Below are 21,799 nucleotides of genomic sequence, written 5' to 3' on the forward strand. Positions count from 1 at the left end.
ACTAAAAAAACCTTGCTGTATATATGAGTTTGAAAGATTTTTTATTTGGACCAACCTTCTGTCGATCCGTTTAAGTAAGTAATAAACCAACCTGATCCCCATGCCGCACTCCACAGTACATTTTTATTATACGGATCTGGTTTTACATCTACCATTTTATTAGGTTGCCCAAGGCCATTGTTAATTTTTGTCCAGCTTTTTGCTCCATCTTGAGACAGATAAATCCCAGGATTCATAAACTCTTTAGACATATGTCCGGCTTGTCCAGCCACACTAATTACAATTAATTTTTCATCTAATGGAGAAGTTTCTACTTGCCATACAAAAGGCGCTTTAAAAATTTGTGCCCAAGATTTGCCGTTGTTTTTACTTCTCCAAACGCCTCCTTCTTCATAGGTTCCGGTACGTCTGCCCGTTGCTATGTATAAGTTCTGACTATTTCTATCTATAAACACATTGTTTACAGCTTTAATTTCTGATGGAATACGCATTTTTTCCCAAGACGTTCCTTTATTAATAGATTTATACAAGCCTCCATTACTATCATTTAAAGCAGCATAAATAATATTTGGGTTTTCAGGATCTAGCTTAATTCTTCTTACACTTGCTCCTTTATGAAAACCTTTATTGCTTAATTCCCATGTATACCCTCCATCAAAGGAACGATAAAAACCTAATCCTCCTTTGGTTAGTTTTGCCATTCCGTTTCCTACCTCTGCAATAGGTTTAAACACTGTACAGAAATACATGTTTTTGGGTTCTTTAGGATCAATTGTTAAAGAATACTGAGTAACCAAACCTCTATAAGACGGATTGTCTGCTTCTAAGATAGTCGCTATATTTTCCCAAGTTTTTCCTCCATCTTGCGTTCTACGTAATTTTCCTCTATGCTCTTGTCTCCAAGCCAATGAATAAATTGTATTTGGATCGTTAGGATGAACTGCCATAGTTGAAGTTGAATGTTGCCCATGCATTCCACTATGGTCGTGCACTTGCCCATCTATTTGTTCTACAGCCACAGCTTGTTTATCTGGCCAACCGTCTAAATCGGTTGTTTGCCACAAACCATGCTCTCCACTAGCTAATAAGCGTCTTCCTTTAATTCCTGTTTCGTGTAACATGTATCTTCCAGGTAAATCACTATCGCCTCTACCAATCCATTTGTTGCTTCCTGGCGAGGTTTCAAAATCGTCTACTTGTTGCCAAGTTTTACCATGATCTTTAGATTTTAAAGTTTGTTGATCTATACCAATAAATACTTCTCCTTTTACATTAATAGCCAACATACGATTTCCGGAACGTTCTGATCCGTTATCCATATTGACTTGCAGGTGTGCAAATTCAATATTATCTCCTATTGGGTTATTTCTACTTGCCCAATAGGCTTTATCTTTTTTAGTTTTCCAGTACATACCGTTTCGAGCACAAACAATCCATGTTTTACCACCGTTGTCTGTTTTCCAAAGATCTCCTGCTCCAAAACTTTTATCGTGTTTTTTATTAAAAGCAACATAAATTTCATCTTTATTTAACGGATTTACCACCAACCTATTAAAAACCGGTAACGCTTCTGTAGGTAATTCTTTTAGCTCTGCTTTAATTTGTTGTTTAGTTTGTCCAAACCAATTACCAATAGTGTTGTAATACCTATCTATTTCTGGAGAAAAACTAATCTCATTTAAATCAATAGCTAGGTTTCCGGTAATGTTTGTCCAAGATTTTCCTTCATCTATACTTTTATAAACACCTCCTTTAGATGTTGTTGTATTTCCTGATTTTTTATAAACAGTTTGTTCTATTAAAAACAATTCGAAATCGCCTGTTTTAGGGTTGTAATAAGATGTTAAATCGCGAGGTAAGTTATTTGGTAGTCCCTTGTTTGCTGCTTTCCAATCATCACCTGCATTTTTACTTACAAAAAAACCATAATTAGTTGCTATAAAAATAGTTGAAGGCTTTTTAGGATGATAAATAATTCTAGCCACATCTAAATTTTCAGAAATATCTACTGCAATTTTAGACCATGATTTCCCTCTGTTTTTGGTTTTTAAAATATAGCCATAGCTTGCTCTTTTATGAATATTTCCATGTGGTTGAGCTAAACTTCTGTGATTATCTTTTACATTCCAAAAATCGCCTGCCCCTATTAACCATTCTTTATCATTTTCAGGATTAATAGCTACTTGAGTATGCGCATTACTTACATGCTTTCCGCTAGTTCTAGGAATATCGTAAATTAAATTCCAGGTTCTACCTCTATCATTTGAGGTATACACACCACCGGCACGCTCTATAGCGACTCCAAAATCGGGATTTTGTTCAGAAAATGTAATATCGAGAACACGCTCCATATCTAAACCAAGACCATCAGAATCTTTTATGGTATGCCAAGATTTCCCATTATCCCAAGTGCCATAGCTAACATGCATATCTGGCCCCATAAACATAACGTTTGGATCTGTAGGATGGCACCAAAACTCTTCGTTATAGCCAGACATTCCTGGTCCGAAGTTTTTCCAAACAACAGATGGGTCTGAAATTACTTTTTCAGTTTTAATTTTCTTGAAAAAAGCAGTAGAACTTTCAGTCTTTTTTTGTTGAGAAAAACCTACTATGCTCCCAAATAAAAGGGCAGTTATTAATGTGAAATTTCTTTTCATATTTATTGAAAAATTATTTCAATAAAACTACCCTTAAGTTTTTCAATTTTTAAACAGATATGTTTTTACCAACAGAACATATGGTCTAAATATTAATAATTTTTAGTTCACCCAACATTTACTAAATGGGATGTTCCCTTCTTAAACCCAAGTAAAACATACAGTTATATTACTTACCGGTATTATTTTATATGTTTTGAGCATTATTTTTTCTGGTAATATCTAACATAATCAACTTTCATACTTTTACCATCCAAATCATCTTTTAATACGCCGTGCCATTTAATTAAAGCTAAACTTAAAAAGATAGGTGCTTCACTATAACAAAATTCGTTTTTTGTTCTTCTTAGTTCTTTTCCATCAAAATAGAACACTAACTCATTTTCATCCCATTCCAAACCATAGGTATGATATTCTTCAGAAAAATCATTTTCTTTACTCGCATCTAAAACAGAAATATCTCTCCATTCTCCACCTTTTAAATATTGAACTTTGTAATTACTAACTAAACTATGCCAAGTTTTATTTTTATCTCTCCATCCATTTGTAAACTGAACACAACCTACTGTTATGGGTTGCTCCCAAGTAAACTCTACCCATTTTTCACCTTCTTGTTGCGTACTCCATGAGGTAAACGGGTTACCGTCTACTAACTTATTTTCTGATGCGTTATCTTGATAAGAACCACTAGAAGTAATGCGTACATTTTTAGCTCGTGCATAGTTTACTAACCCCTCAATATCGCTATCTGCTGTTTCGGATAATACGGTTGGGTATTCTCCAGATTCATTTACACCGTAAACTCTAAATTCTCCTAAATTAAACCTAGAGCTGTTTTTAGAAGTAAAACGTATTTTTTCTGTTTTAACAGGAATTTCTAATTGAATAGAATAATCGGGTTTGGTTCCAAAAAAGAACATTTCATTATAACTTGGATGCGATTTTTTACCGTTAGGTAATAATGTGAAATCCGACCAGTTATGAATATTTGTACTTACTTCGTTAGGGTAATGACCTTCATTTATATCAATTTCAAACTTTTTACCTTCAGCAGGTTCACCACCTCTTGTCATCAACCAAAAGGAGTTATTAGTTGCTTCTCCTCCGGCATATTTATATCGGCATTCAAAATACCCATATTTAAACTGCTTACGCGTCCAAATACTTCCGGCTGTCCAATCTTGACCTCCTCTTTTTTCCTTTTTAATATCTAAATGCAATACGCCATCTCTAACTACTGCATTTTCTCTCCAACGGCTGCAAAGAATATGGCCGCTTGAGTTATTTTGAGATGCCCAATTATCTTCTAATTTAGAATCGTCATAATCAAATTCATCCTCCCATTTTAATTCCCATTTTGTGTAATCGAAGCCATTTTCTGATTCTTGAGCAAATACATTAGAACCCAACAAAATAAAAGTAATTACAACTATTAATTTATTCATAATTATGATGTTTGTTTTACTTAAAGCAAAATTGCTAAAATTATTTTTCTTTGTAATATCTAACGTAATCTATTTTCATACTTGTTCCATCAGCGGCATCTGTTACTTCTCCGGCATGTTCTAATATAGCCAAACTTAAATATATTTAAGAGGTGAATTATAAAATGAACCAACCGGAAACGTTACCGAAACCGTTTTCTTTTTTCGGAAGCGTTTCCGTAAAATATTAATTCCCTTAAATAAATGGAATATATAAATGAAGTAGCGACCTTTTTAATGATGCATGCTGTGCTTTTTACAAGTCTTTCTAGTAAGAAAAGCCCAAAATAAAACTTTAGAAAAATGATTAATCGAGTTTCGAGAATTCAATTGAAAAAATGATAATAATCGATTTATATGTATATTTAAAAAATGATTATTATCAATTTAATGATTTCTACCTATTACGGAATTAGAAATACACATTGATCTAGTTAATTAAAGCTTCTCTATGGATTATGTTACTATAAAAGATGTTGCTAAAAGATTAAACTTAGCTGTTTCTACCATTTCACGTGCTTTTAATGATAAGTATGATATTAAGAAAGAAACCAAAGAATTAATTTTAAAAACCGCCACCGAAATGGGATACCACCCAAACCCTATGGCGAAAAAGTTAACACAAAAAAGATCTTTTAATATTGGTATTGTAGTTCCGGAATTTATCAATGGATTTTTTCCAGAAGTTATTATTGGAGCTCAAGAAATATTGTTCGAGAAAGGTTATCAAGTTCTAATTACGCAGTCCAATGAAAGTTACGAGTCTGAAATAAAAAATGTAAAAACATTAGTTGATAATATGGTCGACGGTTTAATTATTTCACTTTCCAGTGAATCCAAAAACACCGATTATTACCAAACTTTAATAGATAAAGGATTTCCGATAGTATTTTTTAATCGCGTAAATTCCAAATTGAAATCTTCTAAAATACTCTTCAACGATTACAAATGGGCCTTATTTGCAACTGAGCATTTAATAACACAAGGTTACAAGAACATTGTACATTTAGAAGGTTTAGAGTCTCTTACATTATCAAAAGAACGAAAAAGAGGTTTTATTGATGCTCACAAAAAATATAAAATAGAGCTCACATCAAATCACTTTATAAAGTCTGGATTTACTATTGAATCTGGTAAAGCGACAGCAGAATTAATGATTAAGAACAATCAAATTCCGAACGCTATTTTTGCGTCTTGCGATCCTCCTGCTATTGGTGCTATGATGGTATTTAAAGAAAATGGATATAAAATACCAACAGATATTGCTTTTGTTGGTTTTACAGAAAGTAAATTAGCCGGACTTATTAATCCGCCGCTAACCTCGGTGATGCAACCAACCCATGATATTGGAGTTGAGGCTGCAAAAATGTTACTCGATCAAATAGAAAACCCACACGCTTACTTACCACAAACCATTATTCTAAATGGAACATTAAACATAAGAGAATCGTCTGTAAAAATTATATAAAGCAGGCTTTAGTTTATTAAAAATTAAAAGACTTCTTAACTAATTTTCATAATTAGTTGAATTTAATAATTTCATTTCCCAAGCTTTTAAAAGGTCTTCATTTGAAGTATTTTCATCAAAAGTTGGGTTATATTTTTTTATCAGTTTTCTATAATAATTTAGTGAAGATTCTTTTGCTTTCAATATAGTTTCTGCACGCTCTACTATCATGTTTTTCTCAAAAGCAACCATATTAACAGACAGTTCATTGAAAAGTAATTGCTTTATCTTTTGATGCTTTTTAGAATCTGCTAAATTCAAAAACTCCATAGGATCTTTCTTGAGGTCGTACAATTCTACCTCAGGTTTAGTCCCAGCCATAAACTGATTAAATGGCGATTCTAATTCACCCTTTTTATATAATATATTATATAATGTGAATGCAGGATACTGTCCCTTTTTATAGCTGCTTAATTGCATCCAAGGCCGGTCAGGAGTGTGGTTCCAAATGAGTTTGTATCGTCCATTACAAATACTTCGCATGTTTTCAACGGCATCTCCAGCTCTATCTCTAAACCCATAAACGAATTCTCTTTTTGAGGCTTTTTTTCCTAAAAAAATATTCCCTTGTAAATAATTGGGTAATTTTATTTCTGCCAAATCTAACGAAGTTGCCGAAACATCAATTAAACTAACCAATTCCTTTTCTATTACTTTTGACTTAAAATGATCAGGATATCTGACGATTAATGGTACTTGCAGTCCGCCTTCATATAAAAACTGTTTATCGCGTAAATGTGGACGACCATTATCACCAAAAAAGAACACAATTGTATTTTCTGCCAATCCATCTTTTTCCAATCGACCTAAAATAATTCCGACTTGTTTATCACATGCTTGCACACTTTCTAAATACATAGCCCAATCTGCTCGAAGCAGTGGGTGATTTGGATAACAAGCAGGTAATGTAACTTTATCTGCTGAAATTGGATGTTCTTTATCTTTAACAAAATCTCGATGGGGTTCGTGAATTTGAACTTGAGCAAAAAATGGCTGACCTTCTTTCCGTTGTCTCCAATCGGTTCCATCAAAAATATTTTCAGCTAAAAAATTAAAATCACCTTTTCCTCCCCTAGACATATTATGCGAATTTCCATTCGAGCAGAAATACCCTGCTCTTCTAAAATAGGTTGTTATCGGCTCTATGCCATCAGGTAATGGTGTCATATTTATAGTTCTATGATCCTGACTATTCACACTTGTTGGATACATTCCTGTAATCATAGATGAGCGACTAGCAGAACAAATAGGTGCTGTAGCGTAGGCTCTTTTATAAAGAACCCCTTGTTTTGCCAAGCGATCGATGTTGGGCGTTTTTAAATCCAAATTGCCATAACACCCTAATTCTAATCCTAAATCATCAGCATTTATCCATAAAATATTTGGCCTTTGTTGTGCCTGCATACTTAATACCCACATGAATAAACCAGATAAAATATGATGCTTTAAAGAATTCATTTTTATAAGTATTTAGTGTTTTTTGCTAGCACCACGTCCCTCCGGATGTTTGTTAATACTACCCACACCTTGAGCAAAGTAAACTTCTGGTTTGTGCCAAACACCTGTATTTTTAAAAGCAGGCTCGTTGTAATCTAAACTTAAATCACAATCAAAACGTGCAATAATAGAATGCCTTTTATCTCCTTTTCCTGCGTTTACAAAATGTGATAAGCCCCAAGTAAAACCTCTACCATCGTTTGTATCTGTAAAGGCATCTGCGGTAAATGGTGCCGCTGCCGTAGGCGTTAAAGACACACTAGATGCTATTTTAAAATTAGCACCATCTTCTGCATATTGTATTGTTTCACGTTCATTTCCATCCTTAATGGCTAAAGTTGCGATACCTCCTTTATATGGCCAGTAAGTGGTTTCATGACCCGATTGCATCACCGGGTTTAAAGCATGTTTTTTATAAGGACCTAGAGGATCTTCGGCTATAGCTAAACCATGTCCAACTGCATAATTAGTTCTGTTATCTGGCCATTTATTATAAGCCGCTTTGTAATACACATAAATTTTACCATCGTGAACTAAAGGCTGTGGATCGTGCGTTGCTTTGTGATCCCATTCCCCTTCTTTTCCAAAAGGAATTACTTTATCACCACCATGCGTCCAAGGTCCGTTAGGTGAATCGGCATAAGAAATTGAAACCGGACACAAATCGCCTCTAAGTCCGCTAGGTTCATCAAAAGCTTGGTAATACAAATAATATTTACCTTTCCAAACTAAAATATCTGGAGTTGCTACAGAGCGCCATCCTGATTTTGGCTTTTCTGGTCTAGAAACCGCTACACCTTGTTCTTCCCAAGTAATACCGTCTTCACTTGTGGCATACCAAATATCACATAAATCCCAATCTGTTGAAGGAATTTCATCAGTTGCTTCAGCTGCACGATTCCATCCTATTGGAGGAACTATAGTGTTACGTTTTGTGTACCACACATAATATTTACCATCTACAAAAATTGGTCTAGACGGGTCACGACGCGATATAGTTCCGTCTCCATTATTATAATCAAAACCTTTTAAGCGTGTATACTTAAATTGAGAAAAAAGCTCATTATCTTGAACTCGCGGTGTTGGATAATCGAACATTCTTTCTGAAGATGCACTTAACGGTATGTTAGGTTTCTCTGTTGGCATTTTAAAAGGAAATACTTTTGAAGTTTCAACCTTAGCAGGCGTTTCAACTTTAGATTCTTTTTGTGAACACGACATGACTGATAGCCCCAAAAACAATAAGGTGATTTTTTTAATTTTATTTAGTAGCATTATCGTTGATTTTATAGTGTTTATTTTGAACTTATCTTTTTATGGGATGGTAAAGAAACTAATCTAACTCGAAAGTAGAATTTGTAATTTGATCTTCTCTAATAGGCGTTTTCCATAGGTAAAAAACAAACTGCCTACATACCAGTACTCTTTCCATCTTAATCTATTCTTGCCAATATTTATAAATTTCTTTTAATTGACTATATGCTTCTTTTTTATTTCTACGGGCATCTACAATGCCCCATTCTCTAAAACCGGAAAGCGGTGTCCCTTTGTAATTACTTCTATAATCGTTATAACTCCATAGCGAAACTCCTGTTACGTATGGATATGTTTTCAATTCTTTTAAATAATCTACCAACTCATCACTCAATTTACCATGCGGTGCTGCTCCTATTTGTCCAATACCTATTTCTGAAATAAAAATAGGTTTTCCTGGGAATTTCTTATGTGTTTTTTCAACTAATACAGGTGCGTTACCATAACTATTCATTGATATAAAATCGACCTTCTCATAAGGCTCCGTACCAATCTCACCTTTTCTGTAAGAGGTAATAGTTACGTAGGTTTTTAAACGTGTATTGTCTAAGGTAACAACATAATCTAGCATAGAATCTACATAGCCATATTGCGCTTTGGTTAATGCTTTATCACTCCAATCTTCTCCTGGATTTCTCAACTCATTCCCTACACTCCAAGCTACTACAGATGGATTATTAAAATCTCTTTCAATCATCTCTTTCATCCATCTTTCTGTGAGCGGATTGTTAGGAAATGCTTGTTCATCATCATCACCCCAAACAGGAATTTCTTCAACAACTAAAAACCCAATACTATCGCAGAATTTTAATAGATTTTTAGATAATGGTGCATGCATTAATCTTGAGAAATTACATCCTAAAGATTTAAGATCGAGCATATCTTGCTTTATTAAATGGTAAGGCTCAGTATTACCAAAATCTGGATGATCGTGTACGCGGTTTACACCATTCATTCGAACGGCTTCATTATTTAGATAGAACTGTTCTCCTTTTACTTCAAATTTTCTAATTCCAATGTTATCCGTCTTTTCAGCTATAACCTTTCCGTTTATTGCTAACGTGCTACTAAATTCATAAAGGTTTGGTGTATTAAAATGCCAAAGTTTTACCTTAGATAATTCTTCTGTAAATTTTAAAACAGCAATTTTAGTCCCTCCTGCATTTATATTAACAGAAATTTTTTCCGGCTTTGCAACGTCAACAATATTAGATTGTACTTCAGTTTTTATCGCATTATTACTATTGTTTTCTATTTTATATTTAACCGTAAATTGTACTTCATTAGTTTCAAAGTTTGGCGTTGAAGTGATGTGTTGATATACTAATCGAACATCTTCATGAGCTTCTAATGAAACATTTCTACTAATACCACCCCAAGCCCACCAAGCGCCACGTTTATAGGTGTTATCGGCTTCTACAAGTAAGGTGTTGGATTCTTCCAAATTAACAAGGTCTGCTATATTAAACTCAAACGGCGTGTAACCTCCAACATGCTCGCCCAGTAAAGTGCCATTTAACCAAACTTTAGAACGCTCGTAAACAGCATCGAATTTTATGCGTATTTGTTTGCCATCCCAATTTTCAGGCACATTAAATTCCCTTTGATAATAGCCTTTACCAACATATTCTGAATAGCGATCTTGGGTATCCCAATTCCCAGGAACTTGTAAGGTATCCCATTCGGAATACGATGCTTCAATAAGATCTTCAATTTGTGCGTCATTAGAAGCCAAAAACTGCCAAGTACCGTTTAGGGAAATTACTTTTTTATAATCACCATATTCAGCACTATCGTTATCCTTGCAGGAAAACATGAGTAAACTGAAAGTAAAAACGAAAAGAATGGATTTTGACATCATGTTTTATTATTCTTTTGTGATTTTTAATGGAATTTGAATATTAAATGAATGTCTAACATTATTAACATCTAGAGAATCTGCGGCACATAACAAGGCTATTGGCTCTCCGTTCTCCATAAATACTTGAGGGCGCTCTAAGTGTTCGAATTTTGTAGTTTTGCCATCTTCCCAAACCACTGTTCGGTCTGAGATTTCAAAATACTTTCCTTGATCCCACTTAATGCCATCCTCAGAATCATAATGCACTAATGAGAAAATACGTTTATGGCCAATATGCTTCATACGTTTTACAATGGCTCTATATTTTCCGTCTTGATACCAGATATAAGGATCTTCCGCAGGAAATGTTTCTCCTTCAAAAGTAAAAATTGGATCTGGATATTTTTTGAATGGACCAACAGGCGAATCTGCAATGGCCACCATATGTACCACAGGACCTCCTGCAGGTAATTTATTTTTCTTTCCAACGGCTTTATAAACCATTAAAATTTTTCCATCTGCCATTTGGCAAACCGACGGATTCGATGTCATTAAAGCATCATGAGAATTTTCATCTGAAGAAATATCTAAAACCGGTGAATCGGAACGTTTCCATGGCCCATCAGGACTATCGGCAACAGCAACACCTATACGTTGATTATTTCTGTGCACCCAATTAAGTTTAGGTTTACCAGGTACACTCATAATTTCTTTATCACCTGTATTCCCCATGTAATACAAATAGTATTTTCCGTTAAATTTATGAACGGTAGGATTGTGTGTTGTAGAACCATCCCAAAATTGAGCACCACGGTCTGGTAAAGCATCATCTTTATGAGTGAACGGACCAAATGGCGATTTTGAAACGGCATGAGAGATAATAGAATAATTTACCCATTCCCAACCAATTTTCTTAGGCCATTGCGAATAAAACATATGATACAATCCGTCTTCACCTTTAACTAGAGAACCTCCCCAAATACTCATAGTATCGCTAACAAAAACAGATTTTGGCGATACTTTTCCGAGTTCTATTTTATAGTTCTCAATTTTAACACTTGACGTTTGGTTTAGCGCTTTTTTACTTTTTTTATCTGTACAACCTATTAAGGCTAAAATTAAAAATACTATTGAAATTTGATGTTTCATATTATTTAGTTTGTTGTTACTTTAACTATTTGCGACCAATTGCTTTCCTTTCCATCAGAGTTTCTTTTTATTTTAAAGAATATTTGCTTTTCGCCATTTAAATCGATGGACAGCATGCCTCGTACATTTGTTACAAATTCTTTATCTAAATTATCACTTGAAGCTCCATATTGAACCGTGTAATCACCATCATTAAAATCGCTAGAATAACCAATCACTAATTTTCTATCAGCTATAAAAGCATCCCAAATAATAGGTGGCAATTCGTTTCCGTTAGGTGTTACACCTACGGTTTTTGAAGGCTTACTAATTCCTTTATCATTAACCGCATAAAGTTTAAAACTATATACTTTTTTATTGATTAAACTATCTATTTCTATGGCATTTGTAATGGTTCTGTTTGAGGTTAGCTCTTTCCCTGCTGCGTTGGTATACGTTACAAAATATTCTGTAGCATTTGGAACAGCATCAAAAAGAATTCTTACTGCATTGTTTCCCGGAATTATTTGAGATATTTCGGGCGTAATTGCTTTTTGAAAAGAAATGGTTTTATCAAATCTTGAATAGCCAGTTGGAGTTATTAAACTTATGGTGAGATCTAAAATATCTTCTGGTAATTTCCCCCAAGAAATAGCACTTTTCCATTCTCCATCCTTTGGCGTTAAATTAGGCAAATCATGAGATTGCTTTAAAACCGTTTCGCCTTTTGAATTTTTAAATTGATATTCCAATTTATAGTTGCGCATACTATGGCTAGGATAATCTCCAGCATCTCTAATAGGCATCACAATATTGGCCGTGTTTTTTTCAAAATCTATGTTTGAAACTTGAATATCTAAAACAGGTGAATGTTCTTTTTTTATACGATTAAACAAGCGTCTTTTTTGGCGCCAAGAACTAATAATACCCCAAACACGATTTTCTTCTGCTGTTGTTGCGGCATAACCACTACGATAATCGTTAAATGTCCACATTGAAGTCCCTATAACAAATTCATTTTTATGTCGGAAATGATTGGTCCATTCTGAGAATATTTCTTTATCACCATCTAGCGCTGTTGACGGAAAAGGATCAAAACCAAATTCTGAAATAAATACAGGTTTATCGGGCCATTTTGTTCTTAGGGTATTCAAAATATCTTGTGGCTCCCCTTGCCAACGATACATGTTATGCATAATAATATCGACATAAGTATTCGGGTCGGTTTCAGGTGTGTATTCTTCCTTTTGGCCAGAATTACTAACACAGGTTATTAACCTATAAGGATCTAATTCTTTTTTAATATAATCTATGGCTTCAATAACATATGCTTTGTGATTATTTAATTCGTTACCAACACTCCAACCTATAATACTTGGGTGATTAATATCACGTTCAATCATACCCTTTAACCAATATTTAGAAAGTGCATAGTTTTTTTCAGAAACACTAATATTATGTTTATCCGTAAGTTTAACATAAGGCTCGTCTAACATTAAAACCTCTTCATCTTCACTATTAATATTGATTGATTTTTTGTTTTTAAGTTTAGAAACCGGATAGTAATTTGCTCTAAATTCATCATTATCCAAATCTCGAACATTAATTTCTTCAAATAATAAAATGCCCTTTGTATCACACAATTCAATGAGTTTTTCATTTTGAGTACCATGCATAATTCGCATAAAGTTAGCACCGGCTTCCTTCATTAAATCTACATCTTTTTCTAAAACTTCTAAAGGCTCAGATGATCCCCAAAAACGATGTTCGCTCACTCTATTGAATCCTGCCAATCGCACAGCTTCACCATTTAATATCATTTTAGAATCGGTAAGCTCTACTTTTCTAATTCCGAAATTATCTTTTCTTTCATTTAGAATAACATCATTCTCCGAAATAGTCGTTACCATTTGATATAACTTCGGGTTATCGAAATGCCATAATTCTACATCTTCAGCTTTTAAATTAGTTTCTAAAAGTAAATCTGCTGTACTGTTTGATTCAATTTCTATAGCACCTTTTAAAGTCTCAATGGTAACCTTATTAATTATTTTAGAATGGACTGTAATCTTTCTTTTTTCCGAAGCATTATTTTCAATTTTTACTTTTAATTTTAAGTGTGCTGCTCCCGTTTTTAAGTTAGGATCGGCATGAATATATTGATAGTCTATGCGTACATCTTTATTTTGCAAAAGCGTAACATCTCTAATAATACCACCCCAATTCCAGGTTGCTCCAACAATAGAACTATTATCTGCCTGAACTGCAATTACATTTTCTCCATTGAAGTTTACCGCATGGGTTACATCAAATTCGAAAGGTGTAAAACCTCCCCTATTTTTACCAATAAACTGCCCATTGAGATATACTTTTGATAGATGATACACGCCATCAAATTTTAAATAATATCTATCATCCGAAGCTTTTGTCCAAGATTTAGGAAGGGTGATACTTTTACGATACCAGCCTTTTCCCGTATAGTTTGAATATGCATTGTTCATTCCCCAATGTCCTGGAACCGATAAATCGTCCCAATCGGAATCATCAAAATCAGATAAAAATACTCGATTTGGCTCTTTTTTAGCTTTTAAGTATTTCTCTTTAGCAACTGGCCTAAACATAACAGCATCGGCCGCAACACTACCATTTACAATGGCTGTTACCTCTACATAATTCTTATCTGTACTATTAAAATCAAAAATCCCTAAGCTAATCCATTCGTTACAAAACGTTCTTTGGCTTATGTATTTTGTGGTTGTACCTTGAGCATGTTTAATATTGTACTGAGCCGTTAAATGCGACGCGAACGGAAACTTAGTAAATGCCTCATAATATCCTGAAGCTTCTAAATTTGGATAAAACCTAAAATAAGAATCATCGTCTTTCTGTCCTCCTTTTAAATTGGTTATCGAAAAATTGTGTTGCGCATAATCGGTTTTATAAAATCCTGAATTTCTAGCTGCAGTCTTTTTAGTTTCCCATTTACCATGTGTTTCCACATTAGAATTGGTATTATCAATAATGATATCATTTTCAGTTTCTACTATATTTAGATAATTAGAACCTTCGCCATAAATGGTATGGAATTTCCAATCGCCATTTAAAGTCAACTTATTTACCTCAACTAAATCACCCGATTTTACAACGGAATTTCCGCAACCTATCAAGGTTAATGCAATTAAAAGAAACGCAAAATGATATTTTATATAATAATTTTTCATGCTGAATGATGTGTTTCCTTATTAGGAAATTAGAATTTCAAAAATAGATACAGGCACATGCGCTTGCGATTTTTCGGTTTCAATAACAATCCCTTTTGTTTTGTGTTTTTGTTTGAAATGCCAAGTATTTATAGTTTGATAATTATCTTCTTTTTCAAAAAGAACAGTACCATTTACATCTTTAATTTTATAATTACCTAAGCAAAAAGGAACGATATCTTCCGGGTGTCCCATAAGTGTAGATTCCATTGGGTGATCGTAATCTGAATCTAAAAACAACTTAATTTCAGACAGTTCTTGTTCAGAATCCCATTCAATTTTTAAAGTTGGCTTTTCATCATTTATATCTGCAACCCATGCATTTACTGTCTTTCCTGGTCGTACATATCCGTTGCTTAAATTTTCAACTTCAAAAGCTTCAATAGCCGGTGAAATTTCCATTGCAATATTTTTCCCTTCTGGTCTTCTGTGTGGTGTCCAAAATTCGAATGTATCTACTCCAATATTATCAGGCGGTGTTTGTTTTCCGTTATTTGAAACAGCTTTATTAACACCATTAAACACAGAAAGTACTCCTGTAAATCTATTATCACTCGTTTTAACACTGATTTTTTCATTAGATAAAAATGTGATAAATCCGTATTGATTATTCTCTAAAGTATTAGAAAATTCAACATCTATATATTGTTCTCCTTGTTCTAAATTGAATAATTGAGATTCTAAAATAACTTCTGGTGTATAGTTTTCAGGTTTAATAGAAGTTCTTAGTTCTACTTTTAAATCTGTTTTTTCTTCAGCCGAAACTAAAACTCGAACTTTGTAATTTTTATTAGCTTTTAACGGCAACATTTGTGCTGCTGAAATTGATAAATTAAACCAATTGCCATTAAAAGGTATTTCTGAAATACTTAACGTTGAAGAACTCGTTAGTTTTGCTTGATTTACTAAATTACTAGTAGATAGAATAGGAACATTTGGTATGCTTTGCCCGATTTTATTCAATTCATTCTGAAGAATTTTAATTCCTCCATTTTCTAAAATCTCTGCTGGTTTCAAGTTTTTATCGATACACATAGACGCTGCCATACCTACGGCTTGGGCGCAAAACCCAGTAGTAGCCATAACTCGAGTAGAACCAAATGCAACATGCGTTGCACTTATAATACGGCCGGCTAAAAATAAATTATCAATGTCTTTACTAACGAAAGAGCGATACGGAATATCGTAAATACCTTTAGAGTGCCATTGTGTGCAACCCGAAAGTTCGCTATAAACGCCATCTGCTGGATGTAAATCGATTGCCCAACCTCCAAATGCAATAGCATCATCAAATTTGCGTTGCTCTATAACATCTTGTTGCGTCATCATATATAAGCCTTCAAAACGACGACTTTCTCTTTTCCCAGGAACAGTTGCCACCCATTCCAAAGTCATGTTTTCAACACCTTCAAAAGTTCCGGAGTTTTTAATATAATCCCAAACACCGTAAATGACTTTCCAAAGTTCGTATTTAATTTCTTCGGTTTCATGAATGGTATCATGCCTGCCACCATATTCAAACCACCAAAAACGACAACCTTTATCATCTTTACCAATGGCTTTATATCGCGGGATGGTTGTAATATCTTTTAAAGCATATGCAGGCGGAATATATTTTACAGGCTTTTCTGTCTCTTTACTGTAAAAATACATAGAATGACCAAGTAACTCGCCATAAGATTTCTTGGGTGCAAAGGCCTCTCCAAATTCCTCTTTAGTTTCTGCTCCCATTCTAAAAGAAGCGCCTGCTTTAAAAGCCACAATGCCATCTCCAGAAGCATCGCAAAACAAAGGTGCATTAATATTATATTCTGTTGAATTTTGAGAGTTGAACGCTTTTACAGATTCTATTTTATGATCTCCAGATTTAGTAACATCGTAAACCGAAGTATTTAAAAGTAATGTAATATTAGGCTCTGCAAGCACTTTTTCTAACAAAACGGTATCAAAAATAACAGCATTTCCTTCTCGATTTCTATATAGATTTTCCACTAAAATTTCATCCATTACGCCACCTTCACGTGCCCAACGATTGTTGTTTCCCATGTGAGACGTTGCGCCTAAAATCCATAAGCGTACTTCTGATGATGCATTACCACCTAAAACCGGCCGATCTTGCACTAAAATAGTTTTGGTGCCATTTCTTGCTGCCGTTATAGCTGCACAAACACCAGCAGTTCCACCGCCAACAATTACAAAATCGGTATTAATAGTTACTGATTTACAATCTCTAACATTTTTATTGAATGTTTCTAAAATCATCTGTTATGTACTTTTTAAATCTAATTTCTTGTTTTCCTGATAATGTATAATCCTAAAACAAGCACCGAAACACCCATGCCTCCAACTAAAAGTTGAGCCGACTCTCCTATAAACGATAGTATTAATATTAATAAGCCTGTTAATGCTACTCCAATACCAATAACTCTTGTCCCTTTATTATTGCTGCCATCTTCAGCTTCTTGCGGTTCTGCTACTTTTAATTGCCTTTTAGTTTCATATACATCATAAGCAGAAGTACTACTATTTGCATATTTTAAATACAATTCAATACCTAACAGTAATACAATAGGAATCCCCATACCAACGCCCATTTCCATGGCTCTACCTAAAGTTAAGTCTATTAAATCTGGTGCAAAAAATTTAAAAAACGCATTGATACCAAGAGAAATTACGGTAACACTTAAAACTGTTTTCCCTGTTTGAAGTTTGGAAAAAAGCGCCCACAAAGGCGGTAAAAACATAGCGCCACCTGTTAAAGCTGCTAAACTCATAACCACTTCTACAATACCGCCTAAAAGTGGTACCAATAAAGCTATAATAATAGTTAAAACTCCTAATAGAATAGTTGCTATTCTTGCTGTTTTTACTAATTTTTTATCGCTAGTTTCAGGAAATAACCCCTTATAAATATCATTAATTAATACACCTGCAGAGATATTTAGTGTGGTATTAACCGAGCTAGAAGTTGCAAACACCATACCGCCAAGCATTAAGCCTAACATACCAACAGGAAGCACTTCTTTACACATTAATAGATATGCACCTTCATCGGCTAGTTCACCTAATTCAGGATTTAAAACACGATAAATCATTGGTGGTAACATCCAAATTAATGGGCTTACCGTGTACAAAGCACCAAATAACCAACCTACTTTTTTTGCATCCTTAGGTGTTGCAACACTCGTGTAACGCTGCACATAGGCCCAGTTTCCGGCAATAAAAAACAAATTATACAATCCGAATGCAATCATGAACACCCAAGAGTATTCAGAATTTGTAAACTCAAAAAATTGTTCTGGCGCTTGTGAAATAAAATTATCTAAACCTCCAATTTTATCAAAAGATAAAGGCACAACAATAAGCACCGCAGCCGTTAAAACTATAAACTGCAATACATCTGTAACAATAACAGCCCACAAACCGCCAACAGCAGTATAAACTAATATTAAAACCCCTAAAACAATAATACTTGTGGTTATTGGAATTCCTGTAGAAACTTCAACAATTTTAGCAACAGGATATAAAAAGGCTCCCGTAGTAAATATGGAAATTACAAGAAAAATGTAGGTATATGCTTTTTGGGTAGACTTACCCAATCTATCTGTAATAAATTCGGCAGCAGTAAGCGCCTTTGTTTTTTGCCATTTAGGTGCAATAAAAAAACCGATAATAACTCCTGCAATACACATAGTCCATTGAATGGTTACTGCCACCCAACCGCTTGAATAGGCTATAGAACCCCAAACGACAAATGTACCTGCAGAGAAAAAACTCATAAAAAGAGATAAGCCACTCATCCACCAAGGAAGAGCGCCACCAGCTGCAAAATAAGATTTCATATTTTTTCCTGCCTTAGAGAAACTCATCCCGCAAATAAAAACGAGAAGCGTAAAAACAAGAATTACAACAATATCAATGTTAGACATTTTTGATTGATTTAGTTTAGAAAGTTAAAGCAAGTAACCTTAAATTATTTAACAAAACAACTCGATGTATAAAAAACACCTTCGGAAACGTTTCCGGAAATCATTTAGTTTTCGGAAACGTTTCCGAAAACTCTATTTGTTTGATAAAAATTAATCAATAGCTCATTTTAATTATTGAAGGTTGATTTGCTAATTTTTAGTTAACACTATATAAACGTGAATCATTTCTTAAAAATCGATAATAAAACTGAAGTTAATTATAAAAAAAAAGAACACGACTACACATCAACAAAACATACTAAGTGTCTGATTTAAAGCAGAATAACACCACTGGTGATTTCTTTGTTTTTCAAAATAAATCATTTATGGTAGTATTATAAATATCTCTTGCACACTATTGTTTAATGAATCTATAATTTTATTTTCTGACAAATTAAAGGCTATTTAAATTTATAATTTTCATAAAAACTTTGTCTTGAAATATGTACATATGAAAAAAAACAGATTGCTTGTCGCACTTTATTTTAGCTGTATTTTAAGTGGTTTTGCTCAAATGAACATCTTATTTATAGAATCTGATGATCAAAGCAACCAAGCTGTTGGTGCTTATGGAAATAATAGCATGGTAACACCTAATATTGACAAACTAGCCCATGAAGGGGTTTCATTTACATCTGCTTATAATATGGGATGTTGGTCGCCAGCCGTTTGTATACCTAGTAGAACCATGCTTATTTACGGGAAATACTTATGGAAATCGCAAAAAATTAATAAGCAAAATGCTCCAAAATCATTACCCGAAAAATTACACGATAATGGTTACTACACCTATATAACTGGCAAATGGCATGCCATGGGAAAACCCGTAAAAACTATTTTTGACGAAACTGGAAGCATACAGCCTGGGCAATTAAAAACATACAACGCACCAGCCGGACATATTACCGATATTACTGCAAGCGAAGCTGTTAACTTTATAAAAAACTACAAAAATGATAAACCGTTTTTTGCCTATGTAGCCTTTAATGCGCCTCATGTACCAAGGCAAACCACACAAAATTATTACGATTTATATCCTGCAAATAGTATAGAACTTCCTCCTAGTGTTGTAGACAATACTCCTTTAAACAAAAATGTAAAATATCAATACGCACCAGATCCTTTACGATCTAAAACCATGCAACAACGTGTTCAACAAAATAATGCCATGGTAACGCATATGGACGCCCGTATTGGCGATATTATTAAATCTCTAAAAGATAAAGGCGTGTATGATAATACTATTATTGTTTTCACATCAGATCATGGTATTAATTTTGGAGAAAATGGAGTTGCAGGTAAAGTATGTTTATACGAACCTAGCGTTACAGCGCCACTAATTATTAAAGCACCAACGGTTACGCCTAATAGTAAAATTACTTCTCGCGTTTATTTACAGGACATTGCTCCTACTCTTTTCGATTTATTAGAACTAGAATCTAACGAACCTACAGACTTTCAAAGTTTAACGCCTTTACTTTCTAAAAACGGAAAAGCGAGAGCTTCTATATACTTAGCGATGTTTGATGATCAAAGAGGTATTATTTCCGAAGATAAAAAACTAATAATTTACCCTAAAACAGGCAACTTAGAGTTATACGATATAAAAAACGATCCGTGGGAAACTAAAAATCTAATTAGTAAAAAGACATCGAAATCACTCATTTCTAAACTTTTAAAAGAGATGAAAGCATGGCAATTAAAAACGGCAGACAAAACGGATTTAACAGCCTTTTACAATCAATACATTTAATAATATGAAGAACTTCTTACTAATAATATGCTTGAGTTTTTCTATACAGATTGTAGCCAAAGACTATAATGTTTTAAACTACGGAGCCAAAGGAGATGGTGTTTCTCTAGATACTAAAGCTGTGCAAAACGCCATCGATTTATGTTCCAAAGAAGGTGGCGGAAAAGTTATAATTCCGTCTAGTAAAACAGTGGTTATTGGCACCATTTATTTAAAAGATTATGTAACGCTTCATATTGAAAACGGTGCAACCTTATTAGGAAGTTCAAATTACGAAGACTATACCACAGACACCCACAAAAACACCTATAAAAACGAACCCCATATGGATCGCTGTCTCATATATGCTCGAGACGCTAAATCGTTTGCCATAGAAGGCTATGGCACAATTGATGCTAATGGACATTCAAAATATTTTACAAAGAAAAAAGGCGGTCGCCCGATGATGATGCGCTTTCTTAATTGTAGCAACATCAAACTAAAAGATGTCACATTAATAAATCCAGCCGCTTGGACTTCCGCTTGGTTGTACTGCAATGACATTGTGGTTAATGGGATTAAAATTATAAGCCGCGTTAACAATAATGGTGACGGATTGGATTTTGATGGGTGTACCAATGTGCGTGTTTCTAATTCGTCTTTCGATACAAGCGACGATTCTATTTGCCTACAAACATCAAGACCAGACAAGCCATGTAAAAACATTGTAATAACCAATTGTGTTTTTACAAGTAAATGGGCAGGAATGCGTATTGGTCTAGCTTCTAGAGGCGATTTCGAATCGGTAACGGTGAGTAATTGTACATTTCACGATATACAAGATTCGGGTTTAAAAATTCAAATGAATGAAGGTGGTGAGATGAAAAATATGGTTTTCAATAATTTAATTATGAAAAACGTACCACGCCCTATATTTATGACCTTTTGCCAACAACGAGCAGGCGTTGATGCGCCACAAGACATGCAACCTATGAAAGCGATGCACGGTTTTATTTTCAGTAATATTATTGCAGATAATAGCGAATTAGATAAAAATTCAGCCATTTTTATTACAGGTATGCCAGAGCATTATATTACAGATATTCAATTAAATAATATTCAATTTAAAGTCTCTGGTGGTGGCACAAAAGAGGATGCTAATAAAATAAATCTAAAAGAATACACACTAGAAACGTTAGGTAATTGGTGGCCCGAATTTAGTAAAGTAGGTACACTTCCTGCTTCTGGAATTTATGCGAGACATGTGGATGGATTAAGCATCAATAATTTTCATTTGCAAACTATAAATGAAGATCACAGAAAACCTGTTGTTTTTTCTGATATTGTGAATTCTAGTACAAAAGCTATCTTTTTAAATAGAAAAGAAGTCAATTTAAAATTTTAAAATT

12 protein-coding genes are annotated in these 21,799 nt (G+C 34.0%); 3 read left to right on the plus strand and 9 right to left on the minus strand.

The features are described 5' to 3' along the window. Nucleotides 1-41: 41 nt before the first annotated feature. Both BM246_RS02365 and BM246_RS02370 read right to left on the minus strand, forming a co-directional pair. A complete protein-coding gene (locus tag BM246_RS02365) occupies nucleotides 42-2,660 on the minus strand; it encodes a WD40/YVTN/BNR-like repeat-containing protein (protein ID WP_074935630.1) in 2,619 nt (872 codons plus the stop codon). A gap of 203 nt (nucleotides 2,661-2,863) precedes the next feature. After that, a complete protein-coding gene (locus BM246_RS02370) occupies nucleotides 2,864-4,105 on the minus strand; it encodes a family 16 glycosylhydrolase (RefSeq protein ID WP_074935631.1) in 1,242 nt (413 codons plus the stop codon). Between the two features lie 490 nt (nucleotides 4,106-4,595). Here BM246_RS02370 and BM246_RS02375 point away from each other — a divergent pair, with 490 nt between their 5' ends. Further along, complete coding sequence (locus BM246_RS02375) at nucleotides 4,596-5,612, plus strand: LacI family DNA-binding transcriptional regulator (protein WP_042504606.1); 1,017 nt, start codon at nucleotides 4,596-4,598, stop codon at nucleotides 5,610-5,612. A gap of 39 nt (nucleotides 5,613-5,651) precedes the next feature. On the opposite strand, the gene BM246_RS02380 is transcribed toward BM246_RS02375, so the two are convergent. The 7 genes from BM246_RS02380 to BM246_RS02410 form a co-directional block, all read right to left on the minus strand. After that, nucleotides 5,652-7,109, minus strand: a complete 1,458-nt coding sequence (locus tag BM246_RS02380) for a sulfatase family protein (protein WP_074935632.1) — start codon at nucleotides 7,107-7,109, stop codon at nucleotides 5,652-5,654. Between the two features lie 12 nt (nucleotides 7,110-7,121). Then, nucleotides 7,122-8,423 carry a glycoside hydrolase family 117 protein gene (locus BM246_RS02385; protein WP_074935633.1) on the minus strand — a complete coding sequence of 434 codons (1,302 nt, stop codon included), beginning with the start codon at nucleotides 8,421-8,423 and terminating at the stop codon, nucleotides 7,122-7,124. A gap of 163 nt (nucleotides 8,424-8,586) precedes the next feature. Further along, entirely contained in the window at nucleotides 8,587-10,323 is a 1,737-nt protein-coding gene (locus tag BM246_RS02390) for a glycoside hydrolase family 2 protein (protein ID WP_139221830.1), read from the minus strand. Between the two features lie 6 nt (nucleotides 10,324-10,329). Next, nucleotides 10,330-11,451 carry a glycoside hydrolase family protein gene (locus BM246_RS02395; RefSeq protein WP_074935635.1) on the minus strand — a complete coding sequence of 374 codons (1,122 nt, stop codon included), beginning with the start codon at nucleotides 11,449-11,451 and terminating at the stop codon, nucleotides 10,330-10,332. A 5-nt stretch (nucleotides 11,452-11,456) separates the two neighbouring features. Beyond that, entirely contained in the window at nucleotides 11,457-14,651 is a 3,195-nt protein-coding gene (locus tag BM246_RS02400) for a glycoside hydrolase family 2 TIM barrel-domain containing protein (RefSeq protein ID WP_083415683.1), read from the minus strand. Nucleotides 14,652-14,672: 21 nt separating this feature from the next. Further along, nucleotides 14,673-16,952, minus strand: coding sequence for an FAD-dependent oxidoreductase (locus BM246_RS02405; protein WP_074935637.1), 2,280 nt, complete (start codon nucleotides 16,950-16,952; stop codon nucleotides 14,673-14,675). A 20-nt stretch (nucleotides 16,953-16,972) separates the two neighbouring features. After that, nucleotides 16,973-18,619, minus strand: a complete 1,647-nt coding sequence (locus tag BM246_RS02410; RefSeq protein WP_074935638.1) for a sodium:solute symporter family protein — start codon at nucleotides 18,617-18,619, stop codon at nucleotides 16,973-16,975. Between the two features lie 490 nt (nucleotides 18,620-19,109). Between BM246_RS02410 and BM246_RS02415 the strand changes: the two genes are divergently transcribed. Both BM246_RS02415 and BM246_RS02420 read left to right on the plus strand, forming a co-directional pair. After that, complete coding sequence (locus BM246_RS02415; RefSeq protein ID WP_074935639.1) at nucleotides 19,110-20,411, plus strand: sulfatase-like hydrolase/transferase; 1,302 nt, start codon at nucleotides 19,110-19,112, stop codon at nucleotides 20,409-20,411. Between the two features lie 4 nt (nucleotides 20,412-20,415). After that, nucleotides 20,416-21,795, plus strand: coding sequence for a glycoside hydrolase family 28 protein (locus tag BM246_RS02420; RefSeq protein ID WP_074935640.1), 1,380 nt, complete (start codon nucleotides 20,416-20,418; stop codon nucleotides 21,793-21,795). Nucleotides 21,796-21,799: the final 4 nt, after the last annotated feature.

This window comes from Algibacter lectus (assembly GCF_900112395.1).
Lineage (GTDB): Bacteria > Bacteroidota > Bacteroidia > Flavobacteriales > Flavobacteriaceae > Algibacter > Algibacter lectus.